Raw genomic sequence first — 18,415 nt, 5'->3', positions numbered from 1 at the left:
TAAGAACTCCTGCCACTGTTCTTAGTTGTGCTTCTATTATAGGTAAGAGGGCCAATAAAAAATAGTGACATAAATGTCACTATAGAGAACAAAAAGCCGAAACGTTCAAGTTTCAGCTTGAGAATTATTAATCTACTTTGTAGAAGAAGTAACTGTCGTCTGTGGTGCCACTTAGTTGTTGTCCCATCCAAAGACGCTCTTTTGTCTTATCAGATTGGTCATCAGCTGTCTCTGATGATGACATTACAGAACCAGTCAGAGATACTCCTTTAGGTAAGAATGCAATCATTCCACCTCCAGGACCAACTACTTTTGGTACAAGTCCTGCTTTAAAAAAGCCATCAGTAATTTTACCATATTCAATTGCTACTTTCTCAGTATCACTTACTAACCCATTTTTATCAAAGGTCATTGTATAGCCTTTACCATTCTTCCAAGTTCCAGCGATACTTGAGAAATCACCATTCTGAATAGCATTGATGTCCATACCAGTCTCTTTGTTTGACTTGCTATCGCTACTACTATCTTCTGTCTCGTCACTACTTGAGTCGTCAAAATCATACCAATCTTCGGAAGATAAATCCAAAGTCTGTTCGTTACCTAAGCCAACCTTACTTGCACCATCAGTTGTCTCAGACATGCTGAAATCAACTGATTGAAGCTGGTTAAAGGCACCATCTTTAATTTCATAGGTCTCAGCCTTTGCTTCAGGCTTCATGCGCTGGAATAGTTGACAGTAAATTGTACCATCTTTATAAAATTTCATAGTGCTCAAGTAACCACCCTTGGTAAAAGTTCCAGCACTTTTGGCAAAAACAGGCTTATCATCATTATCAAGATAATATAGCGCATGGACACTGTCAGGAGTACCAATCAAAAGTTCAGCTGAGCCATCATGGTTGATGTCTACATAGCTATATTGCACGTTTTCTCCTGCTCTTTTAGCATCAAAAATAGTGCTAGTCGCATAAGCTTCGTCAGACGAAAGATCACTTGGAACAGCCGATGTATCACCGTTCAGAGCAATGGGACGATAGAGGTCCAAGACCGAAGCATAGAGCTCATCGTAGCTCACTTCTTCGGTTTCGGACGAATCGCCACTCACTTGCTCAGACTTAGCAGTACCGTCTCCTGAACCTGAAATGTCCGTATTCGTTGCGTTACAAGCCGTCAGCAAAAACAAACTTGATAGGAGTGCAAATCCTGTTAATTTCTTTTTCATAACTATCCTTTCATAAGAAATGATCTAACGTTAACATTAAATCATTTAAATCTCTCTGACATTATATTAACAATTGCATGATTATCAAGTCAAGTATTTTTTGAAAAATTAATTTATATTTATTTACAAAGAACACTTATATAATAAGAACTTCCACTATGACCCAACAATTCCAATCTCAATTAAATTAGAGTTTCAATTAAAAAATCTAGACATTAGATAGTAATTCTTTTTACAATTACAAGTATACGCATCAAAAAAAGCCGGACCTCAGTCCAGCTTTCATCTGTCTATTTCTACTTGGTCATAAAGTAGGTGATGATTACCAATACTGCCACTATAGCTAGGACAACGGCCAGAAATCCTAGCATGTAGCGCAAGAGAAAATAGGTAAATGGAAAATTTTCTTTCATGTTTTACTTTGCCTCATACCATGTGCGGCCGTCATTCTCATCTGCGATGAGAGGGACAGCGAGTTCGACTGCAGCTTCCATGGTTTCTTTAACCAAGGCTTTCATCGCTACAAGTTCATCGTTTGGCACCTCAAGGACGATTTCATCGTGCACTTGGAGGAGCATCTTAGTTTTGTAGCCACCTTCTACCAAAGCCTTGTCTAAGTTAATCATAGCAATCTTGAGGATATCAGCGGCACTTCCTTGGATAGGTGAGTTGATGGCTGTACGCTCTGCGAAGTTGCGAACATTAAAGTTACGAGAATTGATATCTGGCAACTCACGACGGCGGTGGAAGAGAGTTTCTACGTAGCCCTTATCCTTAGCTTCACGAACCACATTATCCATATAGGCTTTGATACCAGGATAACGCTCAAAGTAGGTGTCGATATACTCCTTGGCCTTTTTACGGCTAATGCCAAGGTTATTAGAAAGTCCGAAGTCAGAAATGCCATAAACGATACCAAAGTTAACAGCCTTGGCGTTACGACGGTCGTTAGGTGTGACATCCTCTGGCTTTTCAATGCCAAAAACACGCATGGCTGTAGAGGTATGGATATCTGCCCCTTCTTTAAAAGCAGCAATCAAATGCTCATCTCCCGAAATGTGGGCAAGCACGCGCAACTCAATCTGTGAGTAATCCGAGCTTAAAAGCACTGCGTCCTCAGTCGATGGGACAAAAGCCTTACGGATGAGACGACCTTGCTCCAAGCGAACAGGGATATTTTGCAAGTTTGGATCCACTGATGAGAGGCGACCTGTCTGAGTTAGATCTTGCACATAACGTGTATGGATCTTGCCATCCTCAAGGATATAATCCTGAAGCCCCAAGACATAGGTAGACTGAAGCTTAGTGATTTGGCGGTACTCCAAAATCTTAGCTACGATTGGAGCAATTGGTGCCAAACGTTCAAGGACATCAACAGCTGTCGAGTAACCGGTCTTGGTTTTCTTAGTGTATTCCAAAGGTAGCCCCATCTTTTCGAAGAGGATAACACCCAACTGTTTAGGTGAATTGATATTGAACTCTTCACCCGCCATCTCGTAGATTTCTTGGGTTAATTTGTCAATGACTACTTGGTTTTCCACTGCCATCTCGTTAAGGGTTTGCCCTTTAACCTTAATACCAGCGATTTCCATCTTAGCTAGCACATTTGCCAGTGGTAACTCCATGTCAAAGAGGAGCTCTGATTGGCCGTGTTCAGCCAATTTTTCGAGCATGACCGGTTTGGCAACCTGAAGGACTTTGACTTTCTTAGCCAGGTGGCTGAGTAAGACCTCTTTTTCAGGAACCGCACGCTTAGCTCCCTTGCCATAGACCACTTCATCTGTTTCTAACGGTAGGTCCGTATAGAGACGGGCAATGGTTGACAATTCATTGTCTTCAACGGTTGAGAGCAGATACTTGGCCAGACGTGCATCAAAATTAGCCGTAGGCAAGTCAATCCCTAGATGGCTCAAAAGGACCTTACTTCGCTTGAAATCGTAGATATTAACAGCTTTTGAAAGAGCTGCCTGGAAAGCTTCTGATTTGAGTAGGTCAGTATCTGTAGACGCATAAATCTGCTTGTCATTCCCCCAAGCAAAACCGATGATAGGTTCTGTGTGATAATTGTCACCGAGAATTTCAAAATAGAAGAAATCATCAGAGCTAAAGTGATCTTCTGTCACTTGGCCTGGCTCTGTATAGGCCACATCAAAATCTTGTGGCACAGCCTCGCCACCAAGGGCATTTTTAAACTGAACAAAGCCCATCTCGTCATAAAAGGCTGCCAATTTTTCAAAGTCTGGTCCCGTAAAGGCCGTATCATCGAGACCAATTTCAATAGGGGACTGGGTATCAATGGTCGCCAAGGTCTTAGAAAGGAAGGCTTGTTCCTTATCATTGATGAGATTTTCCTTCATTTTGGACTTCTTCATCTCATCAATATGCTCATAGATACCTTCAAGGGAACCGTGTTCCAGGAGGAGCTTGAGACCAGTCTTTTCACCAATCTTAGTAACTCCTGGAATATTATCGGACTTATCACCCATGAGGGCCTTGAGGTCGATGAATTGCGCTGGAGTAATACCCATTTTCTCCATGAGGTAGTCAGGTGTGAAGGCCTCAAACTCAGCCACACCTTTCTTCGAAATCTCAACGACTGTGTTTTCGTCAGTCAGCTGAATCAAGTCTTTATCCCCAGAGACAACAGTAATTTGATAGTCCTCACTGGTATTTTCAGCCATCTTAGCCAAGGTACCGATAATGTCGTCTGCCTCGTACTGAGCCAGGTCATAATAGGCGATACCACGTGCAGCCAACATCTCACGGATATAAGGGAACTGCTCACGGAATTCCTCTGGTGTCTTAGCACGACCAGCCTTGTAGTCTGCGAACATCTCGGTACGGAAAGTTGTTTTGCCAGCATCAAAGGCTACCAAAACATGAGTCGGTTGGATACGCTCAAGCAGGTTGTCCAACATAAGGTGGAAACCGTAGATAGCATTGGTATGAAGGCCATTATTGTTACGAAAACGGTCAATTTGATTATAGAGTGCGAAAAAAGCACGAAAGGCAACGGATGAACCGTCAATTAGGAGTAATTTTTTCTGATTAGTCATAGGTTTATTATAGCATAGATAGGAGCATTGGTTTTAATTGAAAATCTCTTATTTTAGGGAGACTCTTTTGTAAAAATAGCTAGTCAACATCTGATGACAAAAGTTCACTGATAAAACGACCTCAGGTATTTCCCTCCTCCACGCCCCATAGGCAAATGTGCTATAATAGAAGCTATGAACACAAAGATTTTAGACCAATTAGAATTTAACAAGGTCAAGGACCAGTTCACAGAATACCTGCAGACTGAACAGGCTCAGGCGGAGTTGCGTGACTTGGTGCCTATGACCAATCCAGAAAGAATTCAAAATCAATTTACAGAAATCCAAGAAATGTCTGAGATTTTCGTAGAGCACCATGGCTTTGCCATTGGTAGCCTGAGAGATATTTCTGAGCCCTTACGTCGCTTGGAACTGGATGCTGATCTCAATATCCAGGAGCTCATTGCCATCAAGAAGGTGCTGCAAGCTTCGGCTGACCTTGGTCGCTTCTACGCTGACCTTGAAAATGTTGAGCTCGTCGCTCTTAAACGTCTTTTCGAAAAGATTGAGGCCTTCCCAAGTCTACAAGGCAGCCTTCAAAGTATCAATGATCGTGGTTTCATTGAACATTTTGCTAGCCCTGAGTTGCAGAATATCCGTCGTCAACTCAAATCTTGCGATGATGCTATTCGCCAGACCTTGCAAGACATTCTCAAAAAATCTGGCCACATGTTGGCTGAGAGTCTGATTGCTAGTCGTAATGGTCGTTCAGTGCTGCCTGTCAAAAATACCTACCGTAACCGTATTGCTGGGGTGGTGCATGACATCTCAAGCTCTGGAAACACAGTGTATATCGAGCCACGCGCCGTTATCCAACTTAACGAAGAAATTACACAACTACGTGCAGACGAACGCCATGAGATGGCTCGTATCCTGCATGAATTGTCTGATCAACTCCGTCCACAAGCTGCTGCGATTGCCAATAACGCTTGGATTTTGGGGCACATGGACTTTATTCGTGGGAAATACCTCTATCTCCAAGATAAGAAGGCGGTTATTCCAAAGATTAGTGACAACCAAACACTTCAACTGCTTAACGTTCGTCACCCTCTCTTGGTCAACCCAGTAGCCAACGATTTACGCTTTGATGAAGACCTCACAGCCATTGTCATTACAGGTCCCAATACCGGTGGTAAAACGGTCATGCTTAAAACTCTAGGATTAGCTCAACTGATGGCTCAATCTGGTCTTCCAATTTTGGCTGATAAGGGCAGTCGTGTAGCCATTTTCCAAGAGATTTTTGCGGACATCGGAGATGAACAGTCTATCGAACAGAGTTTGTCAACATTCTCTAGTCACATGACCCACATTGTTGAGATTCTGGACGCTGCCGACAGCAACAGTCTTGTCTTGGTCGATGAGCTTGGGGCTGGTACCGACCCTCAAGAAGGGGCTAGTCTAGCCATGGCAATCCTAGAGCACCTCCGTTTGAGTCAGATTAAGACCATGGCTACTACTCACTATCCTGAGCTTAAGGCCTATGGGATTGAGACGCAACATGTGGAAAATGCCAGCATGGAGTTTGACACAGCGACTTTAAGTCCTACCTATCGTTTTATGCAGGGGGTTCCTGGTCGTTCTAATGCCTTTGAGATTGCTCGCCGCCTCGGTTTGAATGAAATTATTGTCAAGGAAGCAGAAAACCTCACAGATACTGATAGTGATGTCAACCGTATCATCGAGCAACTTGAAGCCCAAACTGTGGAAACACAAAAACGTCTGGAGCACATCAAGGACGTTGAGCAAGAGAACCTTAAATTCAACCGTGCGGTCAAGAAACTCTATAACGAATTCTCCCATGAGTACGATAAGGAACTCGAAAAGGCTCAGAAAGAAATTCAAGATATGGTGGATACAGCTTTGGCTGAGAGCGATAGTATTCTCAAAAATCTCCACGATAAGAGTCAACTCAAACCTCATGAAGTTATCGACGCCAAAGGAAAACTCAAGAAACTTGCCCCTCAAGTGGACCTCTCTAAGAATAAGGTCCTTCGTAAGGCCAAGAAAGAAAAGGCTGCGCGTGCCCCTCGTGTCGGAGATGATATCATCGTTACCGCCTATGGGCAACGGGGTACCCTTACCAGTCAAGCCAAAAATGGTAACTGGGAAGCCCAGGTCGGTCTCATCAAGATGACACTCAAGGCGGATGAATTCACTCTTGTTCGTGCCCAATCGGAAGCCCAACAACCTAAGAAGAAACAGATTAACGTGGTTAAAAAAGCCAAGAAGGCATCTGGCGGTCCTCGTGCCCGTCTAGACCTTCGTGGGAAACGATACGAAGAAGCTATGCAAGAGCTTGATGCCTTTATTGACCAAGCCCTACTTAATAACATGAGTCAGGTGGACATCATCCACGGTATTGGTACAGGTGTCATCCGTGATGCCGTTACCAAATATCTCCGCCGTCATCGCCATGTTAAAAGTTTTGAATATGCCCCACAAAGTGCCGGTGGTTCCGGATGTACCATTGCAACCTTAGGGTAAAAATAGTTAAGAAAGACTGAGACCTTGTGTCCGGTCTTTTTCATATCCTACCAAAACAAAGAACAAAAAAAGTCTCCCTTAATCAAGGAAGACTTCTATTTTCTATATCACACTTGTCCACAAATGCTGGATAATCTGACTAACTGGAAAATAACCATTAATCAAGATACGTAAAACCCAGCTCGATGACAAGAGCGTTTGAATGTTGTTCATAGGAACAGTCGCAAGAATATTCCCCAACATAGTCAAAGGCACAAGACTCACTAAGGTGGCCAAGACACCACCTACCACTTGGTAACGTCTCTGATCAAGTCGCTCAATTCTCACAATATGGAAGAAAATACCAAGAAAGCGTAAGCCATAATAGGCTATACAGTAGATAGCAAAATAAGCAACACCCGCATAATAGACACGGTCAAGTGAAAAGATGTTCTGATCTTTAAAGAAGGCTATACTGGCATCCTTGGTTGGATTGGTATAAGGTACCCAAAGATTGATAGCCTCTCCTAGCGACCGGTAGAAATAGGCCGCCACACACATGGCGATAATGACTGAAACCACGTAATAAGCTTGCATAAAGAGGCCTCGACGATAGCCAATGTAGAAATTCCAAGCCATAATGGCTAAGACAAGGAGTCCAATCATGCGTCATCCTCATCGTCATTTGTAGCTGTCGCCTTAACCTTGAGCTGCTCAAGTTGCTTAGCTCTCAACGTTTCCAACTCTTTTTCCATATCTTCAACTTGAATTTCGCGTTCCAACTGAGTCGACAAAGAATTGATAGCCATTAGGATAGCGATTGTTTCATTGTCAGCATTTTTCATCTGCTCTTTGATAATTTTATATTTCTCGTGGGCAACACGCTCCACCTCTTCCATGAATAGGTTGTCCTTATCAGTTGTTAGCGTGAGGTTTTTCTCTCCAAAATGAAATTTGTAACGGTTCTTATTTGCCATTTGCTTGTTAGCTGCCAATCAATGGTGGTCACGGATTCGCCACCGCAGCTTCTCCTTATTTTATTGCTTTTATATCGCCATTTTTAGCAAGATTCAGACACTTACTCTGAGGCGTGTTCGATACTTAAATGCCAACCCATTTTCTCTAATTGTGGAAAAAAGAGCATGGTTAGGCATTCTCTTTCTAATCATTATATCCTAAATTTTAACTTTCGTAAATTTTAGACTTTGCACTTCTCTAGAAAAATAATTTTCAGGGATTCCGAGTCTGTAAAATATCTACCAATTCTCCTTTTTTGTGCTAAAATAGATTTCATGGGCACAATCGTATTAAAAATGACAGCAGAGCAGATTTCGACACTCCAGAAGGTCCTGGCAAGCTATGCGACTGCGACTAAAAATCCTTATGCAAGCTTTTCAGCCAAGGTCGATGGAGTAAGTGTCATCGCCTATACTTCAGGAAAGGTAACCTTCCAAGGAGCTAAGCCAGAAGTCTTGGCTAGCCGTTTTGGATACCAAGCTGAGCCTAAGCATTCACCTGATGGGCAAAACCTAGCCCTAATTGGATCAGATGAAGTCGGAAATGGCTCCTATTTTGGTGGTCTAGCTGTTGTAGCTAGTCTAGTTACCCCAGCTGACCATGCCTTTTTGAAATCTCTTGGGGTCGATGATTCTAAAAATCTTAATGATATCAAGATTCGTCAGATTGCACCTATTTTGGAGGAGAAAATTCCTCACAAGGCACTCCTTCTTTCGCCTAGAAAGTATAATGAAGTGGTTGGAGACGGTAAGAGTCATAATGCTGTGTCCGTTAAAGTAGCTCTCCACAATCAGGCTATCTTCCTATTGTTACAATCAGGTGCTAAACCAGATAAGATTGTCATTGATGCCTTCACCAGTGAGAAAAATTATCAGAAATACCTCAAGAATGAACGCAATCGCTTTGACTTTCCTATCACTTTAGAAGAAAAGGCTGAGGGGAAATACTTAGCTGTTGCGGTGAGTTCTATCATCGCTCGCAATCTCTTCCTGGAAAATCTGGACAAACTCAGCCAAGAGGTTGGCTACACCCTTCCTTCAGGTGCTGGTGCTAAATCTGACCAGGTCGCAACTAAGCTTCTTCAAGCCTACGGAGATCAGGCTCTCCAAGCTACTGCTAAATATCATTTCGCCAATACCAAAAAAGCCTACCAACGCTTAAAATAACCCTGAAAGGCCTTAACTATGAAAAACAAATGGACCCAATACTTCCTCATTTTACTTCGTGAATGGGGACTCTTTATCCTCTTTATCACATTTTTCCTTTTGACTCGCCTCTTCCTTTGGCTCCCTGTCCAGGTTGACGGCCACTCAATGGATCCTACTCTAGCCAATAATCAACGTGTTATCGTTTTGAAACACACATCCATTGAACGCTTCGATATTGTCGTTGCCAAGGAAGTCGAAGACGGTAAGACAAAACAAATCGTCAAACGTATCATCGGTATGCCAGGTGATACCATTACCTATCAAAATGATAAACTTACTGTCAACGGTAAAGAAGTCAAGGAAGAATACCTCAAAGAATTCCAAGCTGCCTTTGCCAAGGATAAGCTACAAAAAGAATATGCTTACAACGATGACAAGAGCAAGAGTGGCTACTTCCAACAACTAGCTAAGGATGCCAAGGCCTTTACAACCAATGCTGATGGTAACACGACCTTCTCTGTCACTGTTCCTGAAGGTAAATATTTCCTACTTGGAGACAACCGTATTGTTTCCAAAGATAGTCGAGTAGTTGGTTACTTTGACAAGAGTGCTCTTGTAGGGGAAGTTAAATTCCGCTTCTGGCCACTTAATAAAATTGGTACCGTTGAGGACAACTAAAAACACTAAATAAGATAAGGTTGGGGGAACCCAGCCTTATTATGTATCTAGGAAAAACACATGCAAGAATTTTATTTTTCAGGAACTATCGAACGCGTCATTTTCGAAAACGCTAGTAATTTTTTCCGTATTCTACTCTTAGAAATTGACGAAACAGACAGTGATTTTGAGGACTATGAAATCATTGTTACAGGAACCATGGGAGATGTCATGGAAGGTGAAGATTATACCTTCTGGGGTCAGCTAACCAATCATCCCAAATATGGTGAACAACTCCAAATGACGCGCTACGAACGGTCAAAACCTTCTGCTAGCGGTCTTATCAAGTATTTCGCTAGCGACAATTTTAAGGGGATTGGTAAGAAAACAGCTGAGCGTATTGTCGAGATTTATGGCGAAGACCCAATTGACCAGATTCTCGAGGATCCTAGCAAGTTAGAACAGATTCCTAACCTTTCAAAGGTAAACCGAGAAGCCTTCGTTGCAAAGTTAAAAATCAACTATGGAACCGAGCAAATCTTGTCCAAACTTTCCAACTATGGACTCACACCAAAAGCTGCCTCACAAATTTTCAACCAATATAAGGAAGAATCGCTCAACCTTATCGAAGAACACCCTTATCTCTTGGTAGAGGAAGTTCAAGGAATCGGATTTAAAATAGCTGACCAACTAGCCGAACGCTTAGGAATTGCTAGTGATGCTCCTGAACGTTTACGAGCTGCCTTGATTCATTGTCTGCTAGAAGCCAGTATGGAAGAAGGCGACACCTACATCGAAGCCAAAGCTTTGCTCGAACGAACTATCATCCTTTTGGAAAGTGCTCGTCAGATTGAACTTGACCCTGCCTTGGTCGCTAAGGAATTAACCAATCTCATCCAAGAGGATAAAGTGCAAAATATAGAAACTAAAATCTTTGATAATACCCTATATTTTGCGGAACAGGGTATCTATACCCACCTAACTCGTATCATAAAAGACCAACCTGACATCAGTGCAGAGGACAAAATCCAAGCAAGTCTTGAAGAGGTGGAAGAGGAGCTTGGTATTACTTATGATAAGGTTCAAAAAGATGCCATTATCAAAGCCCTACAAAGCAAGGTCTTCATCCTGACAGGTGGTCCCGGGACAGGTAAAACCACCGTTATTAACGGAATCATTAAAACTTATGCCGACCTTCATGGTCTAGATCTCAAGAAGTCTGATTTGCCTATTATTTTAGCGGCACCAACAGGACGGGCTGCTCGTCGGATGAACGAACTCACCCAACTCCCTAGCGCCACTATCCATAGACATTTGGGACTCAATAGCGAAGACGATTTCAAGACCTTAGAGGACTATCTCGATTGCGACTTGATTATCATCGATGAGTTTTCTATGGTTGATACTTGGTTGGCCAATCAACTCTTTGAAAGTATCTCTGATTCAACCCAAGTCATCATTGTGGGTGACCAAGACCAACTGCCTTCCGTAGGTCCTGGCCAGGTCTTGGCTGACCTTTTGCAGATTGATGACTTGCCTAAGGTTTCTCTGACCAAAATTTTCAGACAATCCGAGGATTCCACCATCGTTACTTTAGCTAGTCAGATGCGCCAAGGCCAACTCCCCGCTGATTTCACAGAGAAAAAGGCTGACCGCTCTTACTTTGAGGCCAATGCCAACCATATTCCACAGATGGTTCCTAAAATTGTCTCTGCCGCTATAAAGAGCGGAATCGCTGCTCAGGATGTTCAGATTCTAGCTCCCATGTACCGAGGACAGGCTGGTATTAACAATCTCAACACCATTATGCAGGACCTACTTAATCCTCAAGAAAAGGCCAATCAGTTTGCCTTTAATGACATTTTCTTCCGTAAGAACGACAAAATTCTCCATCTGGTCAACGATACCGAACTCAATGTCTTCAATGGCGACATCGGCATCATTACTGATCTCATCCCTGGTAAATATACTGAAAGCAAGCAGGACGAAATTTACATGTCCTTCGATGGCAATGAGGTTATCTATCCTCGTAACGAATGGAATAAGATTACTCTGGCCTATGCCATGTCAATCCACAAATCCCAAGGGAGTGAGTTCCCAGTCGTTATCCTTCCCATCACACGACAAAGTGGACGTATGCTACAACGTAACCTCATCTACACCGCCATCACACGTGCCAAGAGTAAGCTAGTCATGTTAGGAGAAATCGCAGCCTTTGATTATGCCGTTCGCAACGAGGGGGCTAAACGAAATACTTTTCTCATCCAACGTTTTGAACAAACTTATACACAAGCTGTTGATAAGTCTGTCGAAAAGATTGTTAAAAACCTGGCAACAGAGGCACCCAATCAAACAAAAACGAAGAACAACTACCCCTCAGAAACCTTTGAAAACAAAGACTTCTCGGAAAATATCAATCCATCCCAAAATCTTGTTAACACTTATTCACAACCTGTGGATAAGTCTGTTAACAAACCTGTGCAAACAGAAGAAAACTATCGTTTAACTGAAGAAAATTGGGCAACTATAGATCCAATGATTGGTCTCAGTGAAGACGATATTGCTGCCTTTTTTAACAACAACTAAAAAAGACTTGGAAAGCGACTCACTAAGAGCAACTCCAAGTCTTTTCATTTGCTAAAATACGAAACGAATCAGGGCCATAGATATTATACCAACGATTACTGCATAGAGCAGATTTTTGCTCTTAAAGGCTACAATTACCGTTGGCACAGTAGCCAGGATTTCCATCCACTTAAACTGTGGCAAGTGACCAATCTTCTCAGTCGTGAGACTATAGAGAATCAGAGCAAAGAGGATAGAAACTGGTAAATAGTGCAAAAATCGAACAACGATATCTGGAAGCCCCTTGTATTTCACTAAAACAAAGGGAAGCACACGAGGAACCCAGCTGACCACAAACCCAAGTAGAATAGCAATGAGAATAAACTTATTGACGGCCATCACACATCACCCCCACACTACATCCAACCAAAGTAGCCACTAAAACAGCCAAAGATTCCGACAAGATGACACTAAAGCTCAAATAAGCCACAGCAATAGATAGTAAAATCAAGAGTAGCTTACGCACGCCTTCCCCTAACAAGGCATCAATCTGACTACTCAACAAACCAATAAACATGGCAATCAAAGCAAAATCCAAACCAAATAGCTCAGGATTAGGAATCATGGAACCAATCAAACAACCAATAACTGATGATACAATCCAAACCAAATAGCTGAAAATATTGTTACCATGCATCCAGTTAGCAGGAATATCTTTATGATGCACATATTCTCCCAACAAGACACCATAACTTTCATCCGTAATCAGACTACCAATTCCCAGCTGATTCCAGAGACTTGTTTTTGTAAAAATCGTCGTTGCATGTAAACTCATCAACATGTTACGCAAATTAACCAAGAAAACAGTCAAGGTTAACTCACCTAGACCAGCTCCTGCAACTACTAAGGCACACATGGCAAACTGGGCCGAGCCACCATAGACCAAGGCACACATGAGGCCAACCTCAAGGGCTGATAGACCCGAAGCAGCTGCTACAACACCAAAGGCTAGGCCAATAGCTACATAGCCTAAAGCTGTCGGTACCGCGGCTTTTACACCTAAACGAAAGTCAGACACACTCAATTCCTTTCTAAAGGAACCTCTTACCAAACTAGTAAGAGGTTCTTCTTATTCTTCAAATCCTGCAAAGGCTAGACTTGGTTTTGCATTCAAGTCCAACTCAGCAAAATGTTTTTGATCACATTCAATAGCGGCTGCTAGAGCAATCATGCCAGCATTGTCACCACAAAGACGTAAAGGCGGAATAACCACATCTACATCTGTGATTTCTTCAGCCAAACGTTCACGTAAGCCTTGATTAGCTGCCACACCACCTGCAACAACAAGTGTCTTGACAGGATAACGCTCCAAGGCTTTCTTAGTCTTAGCTAGAAGGATATCCAACACAGCAGCTTGGAAAGAAGCACAAAGGTCTTCTTTAATTAGGACGTCACCCTTTTGCTCTGCATTATGGTGCAAATTGATGAAGGCTGACTTCAAGCCTGAAAATGAAAACTCCAAGTGGTCTTCCTTAATCATAGCGCGTGGAAAATCATAAACATCTTTCCCTTTATGAGCCAATTCATCAATTTCACGCCCAGCTGGGTAGGTCAACCCCATCACACGCCCGACCTTGTCATAGGCCTCACCAACTGCATCATCACGTGTCTCACCAACAATCTTGTAATTTCCCGGTTCTGACACATAAACCAACTCTGTGTGCCCTCCAGACACCAAAAGCGCTAAGAGGGGATATTCCAATTCTTGAACCTCACGCGCCGCCATAAGATGTCCAGCCATATGGTTAACTGGAATCAAAGGCAATCCGTGTGCCCAAGCGAAGGCCTTAGCTGCTGCCATCCCGACCAAGAGCGCCCCGACCAAACCAGGACCATAGGTTACTGCTACAGCATCTAGTTGTTCAGCAGTAATTCCCGCCTCAGAAAGGGCATCTTTAATGCAAAGAGTTACCACTTCCACATGGTGACGGCTAGCCACCTCAGGAACAACACCACCAAAACGTTTATGGCTTTCCACCTGACTGGCAATAATATTACTTAAAAGTTCCTTCTCATTTTTCAAAACGGCAACTGAAGTCTCATCACATGAGCTCTCCACTGCCAAAATATATCTATCTGCCATTAGACTTCCTCTCGCCTCATGATAACTGCATCTTCTTGAGGCTCATGATAATAATTTTTCCGAATTCCTAGACTTTCAAAACCAAATTTTCTATAAAGCGCCTGAGCGACTTGATTTGAAGTCCTCACTTCTAGAAATATAGGCTCACTACGATCTTCCAAATGCTTCATCAACTGACTAGCATAACCACGCCCTTGATAAGCTTTTAAAACGGCGATATTGGTCACCTCGAGCTCACCCACCAAATTTTGAAGGGCTAAAAAACCAACAACTTCTTCCTGATCATACACATAGAAATATTCCGTAGTATCTAAAGCCAAGTCTGCTACCACTTGTTCTATCGTCCACGGAGACTTGTCATAAACATCCGACAAAATCTGATAAATCAATTGGGCTTGCTCTTGGCTACTCAGTCTAGACGCGCTTGATGTAGTTGTCACGGTTAATCTCCTCATGCGTCTTAAGCCAATTCTCCTCTGCCTCAACCCGCTTCAAGTAATGTGGAACAAAGGCATCCACATCAACAGAAGGCAAGGATAAGCCTAAACGACCAATTAACTGAGCTGATGGAAGGCTAGACAAGATCGTTGCCTCTGGAAGATTTTCCTTAATCTGATCCGCAAAATTAGCCACTTCACCGACAAATGTCACCTTTTCATAAACTTTAGCTTGCTCAAGAACATCTGTAAAGGCAGCATGACAATCAGGGACGATAGCCTGACCATTTTCATAAAAACCAACGTAAACATTATTACGACGGGCATCCATGATAGGAATCACAACACCGACAACCGAAAGGTTTGTCAGCGCCTGTAGACTTGAAACCCCCACTAAATCAATGTCAAGCGCATAGGCTAACGTCTTAGCTGTTGCGACAGCCACACGAAGCCCGGTGTAGGATCCAGGCCCCTGTGCAACCACAATACGTTCTAAATCAGACGGCTGCCAGCCTGCCTGAGCAACTAAAAAATCAATGGTGGGCATTAAACTAATACTGTGGTTCTTTTTTACTGTGACAGTTGTTTCTGCCACTAGTTTCTCATCTTCCAACAAGGCTACTGATAAAGCAGTGCTAGAAGTATCAAATGCTAATATTTTCATCTTTTTTCCTTGTTTCCTTTTATGCTTTTCTATTATAACACAAGTCACTGTTTCCCAGAAACGAACATTTTCCAACTTTTTCCGCCATTTTCTTTATCTAGCCCTTATCTTATGGTACAATAATAGTAATTGTTAAACGAATCAAGGCTACTAGCTATTACTCATAAAGTGAATATCATAACGTCAAGTAAATCATAGAAAGATTAACTTGACCGGTTTTTTTATAGAATGGCAGAGCCTTTTGGAAAGAAAGGAAAACCATGATTTATAAAGTCTTTTACCAAGAAACTAAAGAGCGTAATCCACGCCGTGAACAGACAAAATCACTCTACCTAGATATCGATGCAGAAACTGAACTTGAGGGACGTATCCAAGCTCGTCAAATCATCGAAAAAAACACTGCCTATAACATCGAATTCATCGAGCTCCTCTCAGAAAAAGCCCTTGAATACGAAAAAGAAACAGGCGTTTTTGAAGTAACGGAGTTCTAAGACCATGGCATCAAAAATCAATCTAAAACCTGAAGAAGTTGGGGTTTATGCGATTGGTGGTTTGGGGGAAATCGGTAAAAACACCTATGGTATTGAATACCAAGATGAGATTATCATCGTCGATGCGGGTATTAAATTCCCCGAAGACGATCTTCTCGGAATCGACTATGTCATCCCAGACTATTCTTACATCGTTGAAAACGTTGATCGTGTAAAGGCACTTGTCATTACCCACGGTCATGAAGACCATATTGGTGGGATTCCCTTCCTTCTTAAACAGGCAAATATCCCAATTTATGCAGGACCGCTTGCTCTTGCTCTTATCAAAGGAAAATTGGAAGAACACGGACTACTTCGTGACGCACAACTCTACGAAATTAATGCTAATACAGAGCTTACTTTCAAAAATATGAGCGTGACCTTCTTCCGCACTACTCACTCAATTCCAGAACCTCTCGGTATTGTCATCCATACACCTCAAGGTAAAATTGTGTGTACCGGTGACTTTAAGTTTGACTTCACCCCAGTAGGGGAACCAGCAGACCTTCACCGTATGGCTGCACTTGGTGAGGAAGGCGTTCTTTGCCTCCTCTCAGACTCAACCAATGCTGAAGTACCAACTTTCACTAATTCCGAGAAGGTTGTTGGCCAATCCATTATGAAAATTATTGAAGGAATCCACGGACGTATTATTTTCGCCTCATTTGCCTCAAACATTTTCCGTCTTCAACAAGCTGCCGAAGCCGCTGTAAAAACTGGCCGTAAGATTGTTGTCTTCGGACGTTCTATGGAAAAAGCCATTGTCAATGGAGTTGAACTAGGTTACATCAAGGTTCCAAAAGGGACTATCATTGATCCTAGTGAGATGAAAAACTATCATGCCAGTGAAATTCTTATCATGTGTACCGGTTCTCAAGGGGAGCCTATGGCGGCCCTTGCACGTATCGCCAATGGTATGCACCGCCAAGTGACACTACAACCTGGTGACACTGTCATCTTCTCATCTAGTCCTATTCCAGGGAACACCACTAGCGTTAACCGTCTGATTAATACCATTCAAGAAGCTGGTGTTGATGTTATCCACGGTAAAATCAACAATATCCATACCTCTGGACACGGTGGTCAACAAGAGCAAAAACTAATGCTTCGTTTGATAAAACCAAAATTCTTCATGCCTGTTCACGGTGAATACCGCATGCAGAAAGTCCACGCAGGTCTTGCTGTTGATTGTGGCGTTCCAAAAGATAATATCTTCATTATGGAAAATGGTGATGTCTTAGCCCTAACAAAAGACTCTGCGCGTCGTGCAGGTCACTTCAATGCTCAAGATATTTATGTTGATGGTAATGGCATTGGGGATATCGGAGCTGCCGTTCTTCGTGATCGTCGTGATCTTTCTGAAGATGGTGTCGTACTTGCCGTAGCTACTGTTGACTTCAAGTCTAAGATGATTCTAGCTGGTCCAGACATCCTCAGTCGTGGCTTCATCTATATGCGTGAATCTGGCGATCTTATCCGCGAAAGCCAACGCATTCTATTCAATGCTATTCGTATCGCTCTTAAGAATAAAGATGCTAGCATCCAATCTGTTAACGGAGCTATCGTCAATGCTTTACGCCCATTCCTATATGAAAAAACAGAACGTGAACCAATCATTATTCCAATGATTCTCACACCTGATAAATAAAAAAATGGTAGCTATCTAGCTACCATTTTTTAAGTTTAAATCCAGTCTGAGCACAACTCTTCCAGCAAGAAAAAAAGCGCTATAAACGCTTCTTTTCGTTTTATGCACCTGGATAAATGTAAGATACTGAACCTTGTGTAGTTGAGTTTTGTGGATCAAACCAACCACGATAGTTATTGATTTGTTGCTGGTTGTTATAGTTTGACTCCAAGATCTGAATTTGACCATCTTGACCAACTTGTGTTACATAACCAACGTGACCATAACCACCATCAGTCCAACATACAATTGATCCTGTCACAGGTGTTGAACCTACAGCATAACCTTGGCTAGCAGCGCTTCCGGCCCAATCGCCACCATTACCCCACCAGTTACTTGCCCATGGAGCGACTTCCTTAACACCCCATGTACATTGACCAACTGGATAACGATTCCAAGTAGCATCTGAATCAGTAGCTGTTACCTCTGAAGAAGAAACTTCTGTTGTTTCTTCAACTGCCGTAGTAGCTCCTGAAACTTCCAAGCTTCCACCAGGAACAATTGTTGACCAAATAGTCATGCCATTTTCAGCTGCTAATTGATAAGGATCTACACCATACTGACTAGCAATCTCGAAGAATGAATCTCCATTTTGAACTGTATAAGTATCAGCATTAACTGTTTGTGCGACTGTAAGACCGAGCAATAATGCACTTGAGGCTGCTGCCAAAGCAGCTTTTTTTGTAGTTTTCATATTTCCCCCTGAATAAGATTAATATGAAATTAGTTTAACACTCTCATATTTTAATGCGATTAAGGAGAAATAAAGAAATATGACAAAAGAAAA

At 42.5% G+C, this 18,415-nt stretch carries 16 protein-coding genes; 6 read left to right on the top strand and 10 right to left on the bottom strand.

Annotation, left to right across the window (positions count from 1 at the left end; translation table 11 throughout):
* Positions 1–127: 127 nt before the first annotated feature.
* Complete coding sequence (locus tag ACT170_RS09310; RefSeq protein ID WP_444818239.1) at positions 128–1,222, bottom strand: DUF6287 domain-containing protein; 1,095 nt, start codon at positions 1,220–1,222, stop codon at positions 128–130.
* A gap of 416 nt (positions 1,223–1,638) precedes the next feature.
* Positions 1,639–4,278 carry a DNA polymerase I gene (polA, locus tag ACT170_RS09305; RefSeq protein ID WP_215644325.1) on the bottom strand — a complete coding sequence of 880 codons (2,640 nt, stop codon included), beginning with the start codon at positions 4,276–4,278 and terminating at the stop codon, positions 1,639–1,641.
* A gap of 174 nt (positions 4,279–4,452) precedes the next feature.
* On the opposite strand from polA, the gene ACT170_RS09300 reads away from it, so the two are divergent.
* On the top strand, positions 4,453–6,801 hold the full coding sequence (locus ACT170_RS09300; RefSeq protein ID WP_084915286.1) for an endonuclease MutS2: 2,349 nt from the start codon (positions 4,453–4,455) through the stop codon (positions 6,799–6,801).
* 102 nt (positions 6,802–6,903) lie between these two features.
* Here the strand turns inward: ACT170_RS09300 and ACT170_RS09295 are convergent, their stop codons facing one another.
* Together ACT170_RS09295 and zapA are read right to left on the bottom strand one after the other, a co-directional pair.
* Positions 6,904–7,446, bottom strand: coding sequence for a CvpA family protein (locus ACT170_RS09295; protein ID WP_084915283.1), 543 nt, complete (start codon positions 7,444–7,446; stop codon positions 6,904–6,906).
* Positions 7,443–7,757: a cell division protein ZapA gene (gene zapA / locus ACT170_RS09290; protein ID WP_004183554.1), complete on the bottom strand. Its 315-nt coding sequence runs from the start codon at positions 7,755–7,757 to the stop codon at positions 7,443–7,445. Before zapA ends, ACT170_RS09295 begins: the two co-directional genes overlap by 4 nt.
* Positions 7,758–8,072: 315 nt before the next feature.
* On the opposite strand from zapA, the gene rnhC reads away from it, so the two are divergent.
* The 3 genes from rnhC to recD2 are packed head-to-tail and all read left to right on the top strand — an operon-like array spanning position 8,073 to position 12,188.
* Positions 8,073–8,963: a ribonuclease HIII gene (rnhC, locus tag ACT170_RS09285; RefSeq protein ID WP_084915282.1), complete on the top strand. Its 891-nt coding sequence runs from the start codon at positions 8,073–8,075 to the stop codon at positions 8,961–8,963.
* An 18-nt stretch (positions 8,964–8,981) separates the two neighbouring features.
* Entirely contained in the window at positions 8,982–9,623 is a 642-nt protein-coding gene (lepB, locus tag ACT170_RS09280; RefSeq protein ID WP_002884233.1) for a signal peptidase I, read from the top strand.
* 60 nt (positions 9,624–9,683) lie between these two features.
* Positions 9,684–12,188 (top strand): SF1B family DNA helicase RecD2, encoded by a 2,505-nt coding sequence (gene recD2 / locus ACT170_RS09275; protein ID WP_084915280.1) that lies wholly within the window; start codon positions 9,684–9,686, stop codon positions 12,186–12,188.
* A 51-nt stretch (positions 12,189–12,239) separates the two neighbouring features.
* Here the strand turns inward: recD2 and ACT170_RS09270 are convergent, their stop codons facing one another.
* The 5 genes from ACT170_RS09270 to tsaB are packed head-to-tail and all read right to left on the bottom strand — an operon-like array spanning position 12,240 to position 15,411.
* Positions 12,240–12,566 (bottom strand): AzlD domain-containing protein, encoded by a 327-nt coding sequence (locus ACT170_RS09270; protein WP_022495964.1) that lies wholly within the window; start codon positions 12,564–12,566, stop codon positions 12,240–12,242.
* A complete protein-coding gene (locus tag ACT170_RS09265) occupies positions 12,553–13,245 on the bottom strand; it encodes an AzlC family ABC transporter permease (protein ID WP_002884750.1) in 693 nt (230 codons plus the stop codon). The genes ACT170_RS09270 and ACT170_RS09265 overlap by 14 nt, the downstream gene beginning before the upstream one ends.
* 51 nt (positions 13,246–13,296) lie before the next feature.
* The gene (gene tsaD, locus ACT170_RS09260; protein ID WP_014635059.1) at positions 13,297–14,310 is read right to left on the bottom strand and encodes a tRNA (adenosine(37)-N6)-threonylcarbamoyltransferase complex transferase subunit TsaD; all 1,014 of its coding nucleotides are present in this window, start codon (positions 14,308–14,310) and stop codon (positions 13,297–13,299) included.
* Positions 14,310–14,765: a ribosomal protein S18-alanine N-acetyltransferase gene (rimI, locus tag ACT170_RS09255; protein ID WP_037605671.1), complete on the bottom strand. Its 456-nt coding sequence runs from the start codon at positions 14,763–14,765 to the stop codon at positions 14,310–14,312. The genes tsaD and rimI overlap by 1 nt, the downstream gene beginning before the upstream one ends.
* A complete protein-coding gene (gene tsaB / locus ACT170_RS09250; RefSeq protein ID WP_060933689.1) occupies positions 14,725–15,411 on the bottom strand; it encodes a tRNA (adenosine(37)-N6)-threonylcarbamoyltransferase complex dimerization subunit type 1 TsaB in 687 nt (228 codons plus the stop codon). The genes rimI and tsaB overlap by 41 nt, the downstream gene beginning before the upstream one ends.
* A 260-nt stretch (positions 15,412–15,671) precedes the next feature.
* On the opposite strand from tsaB, the gene ACT170_RS09245 reads away from it, so the two are divergent.
* Both ACT170_RS09245 and rnjA read left to right on the top strand, forming a co-directional pair.
* Positions 15,672–15,902 carry a DNA-dependent RNA polymerase subunit epsilon gene (locus ACT170_RS09245; protein ID WP_002884752.1) on the top strand — a complete coding sequence of 77 codons (231 nt, stop codon included), beginning with the start codon at positions 15,672–15,674 and terminating at the stop codon, positions 15,900–15,902.
* 4 nt (positions 15,903–15,906) lie between these two features.
* Positions 15,907–17,589, top strand: coding sequence for a ribonuclease J1 (rnjA, locus tag ACT170_RS09240; RefSeq protein WP_002884294.1), 1,683 nt, complete (start codon positions 15,907–15,909; stop codon positions 17,587–17,589).
* 100 nt (positions 17,590–17,689) lie between these two features.
* On the opposite strand, the gene ACT170_RS09235 is transcribed toward rnjA, so the two are convergent.
* A complete protein-coding gene (locus tag ACT170_RS09235) occupies positions 17,690–18,322 on the bottom strand; it encodes a CHAP domain-containing protein (RefSeq protein WP_444818238.1) in 633 nt (210 codons plus the stop codon).
* Positions 18,323–18,415 lie beyond the last annotated feature (93 nt).

The sequence above is a fragment of the Streptococcus sp. cx1 genome (genome assembly GCF_052384325.1).
GTDB classification, from domain to species: domain Bacteria; phylum Bacillota; class Bacilli; order Lactobacillales; family Streptococcaceae; genus Streptococcus; species Streptococcus salivarius_G.
This window is presented reverse-complemented; position numbering and strand designations above follow the sequence as displayed.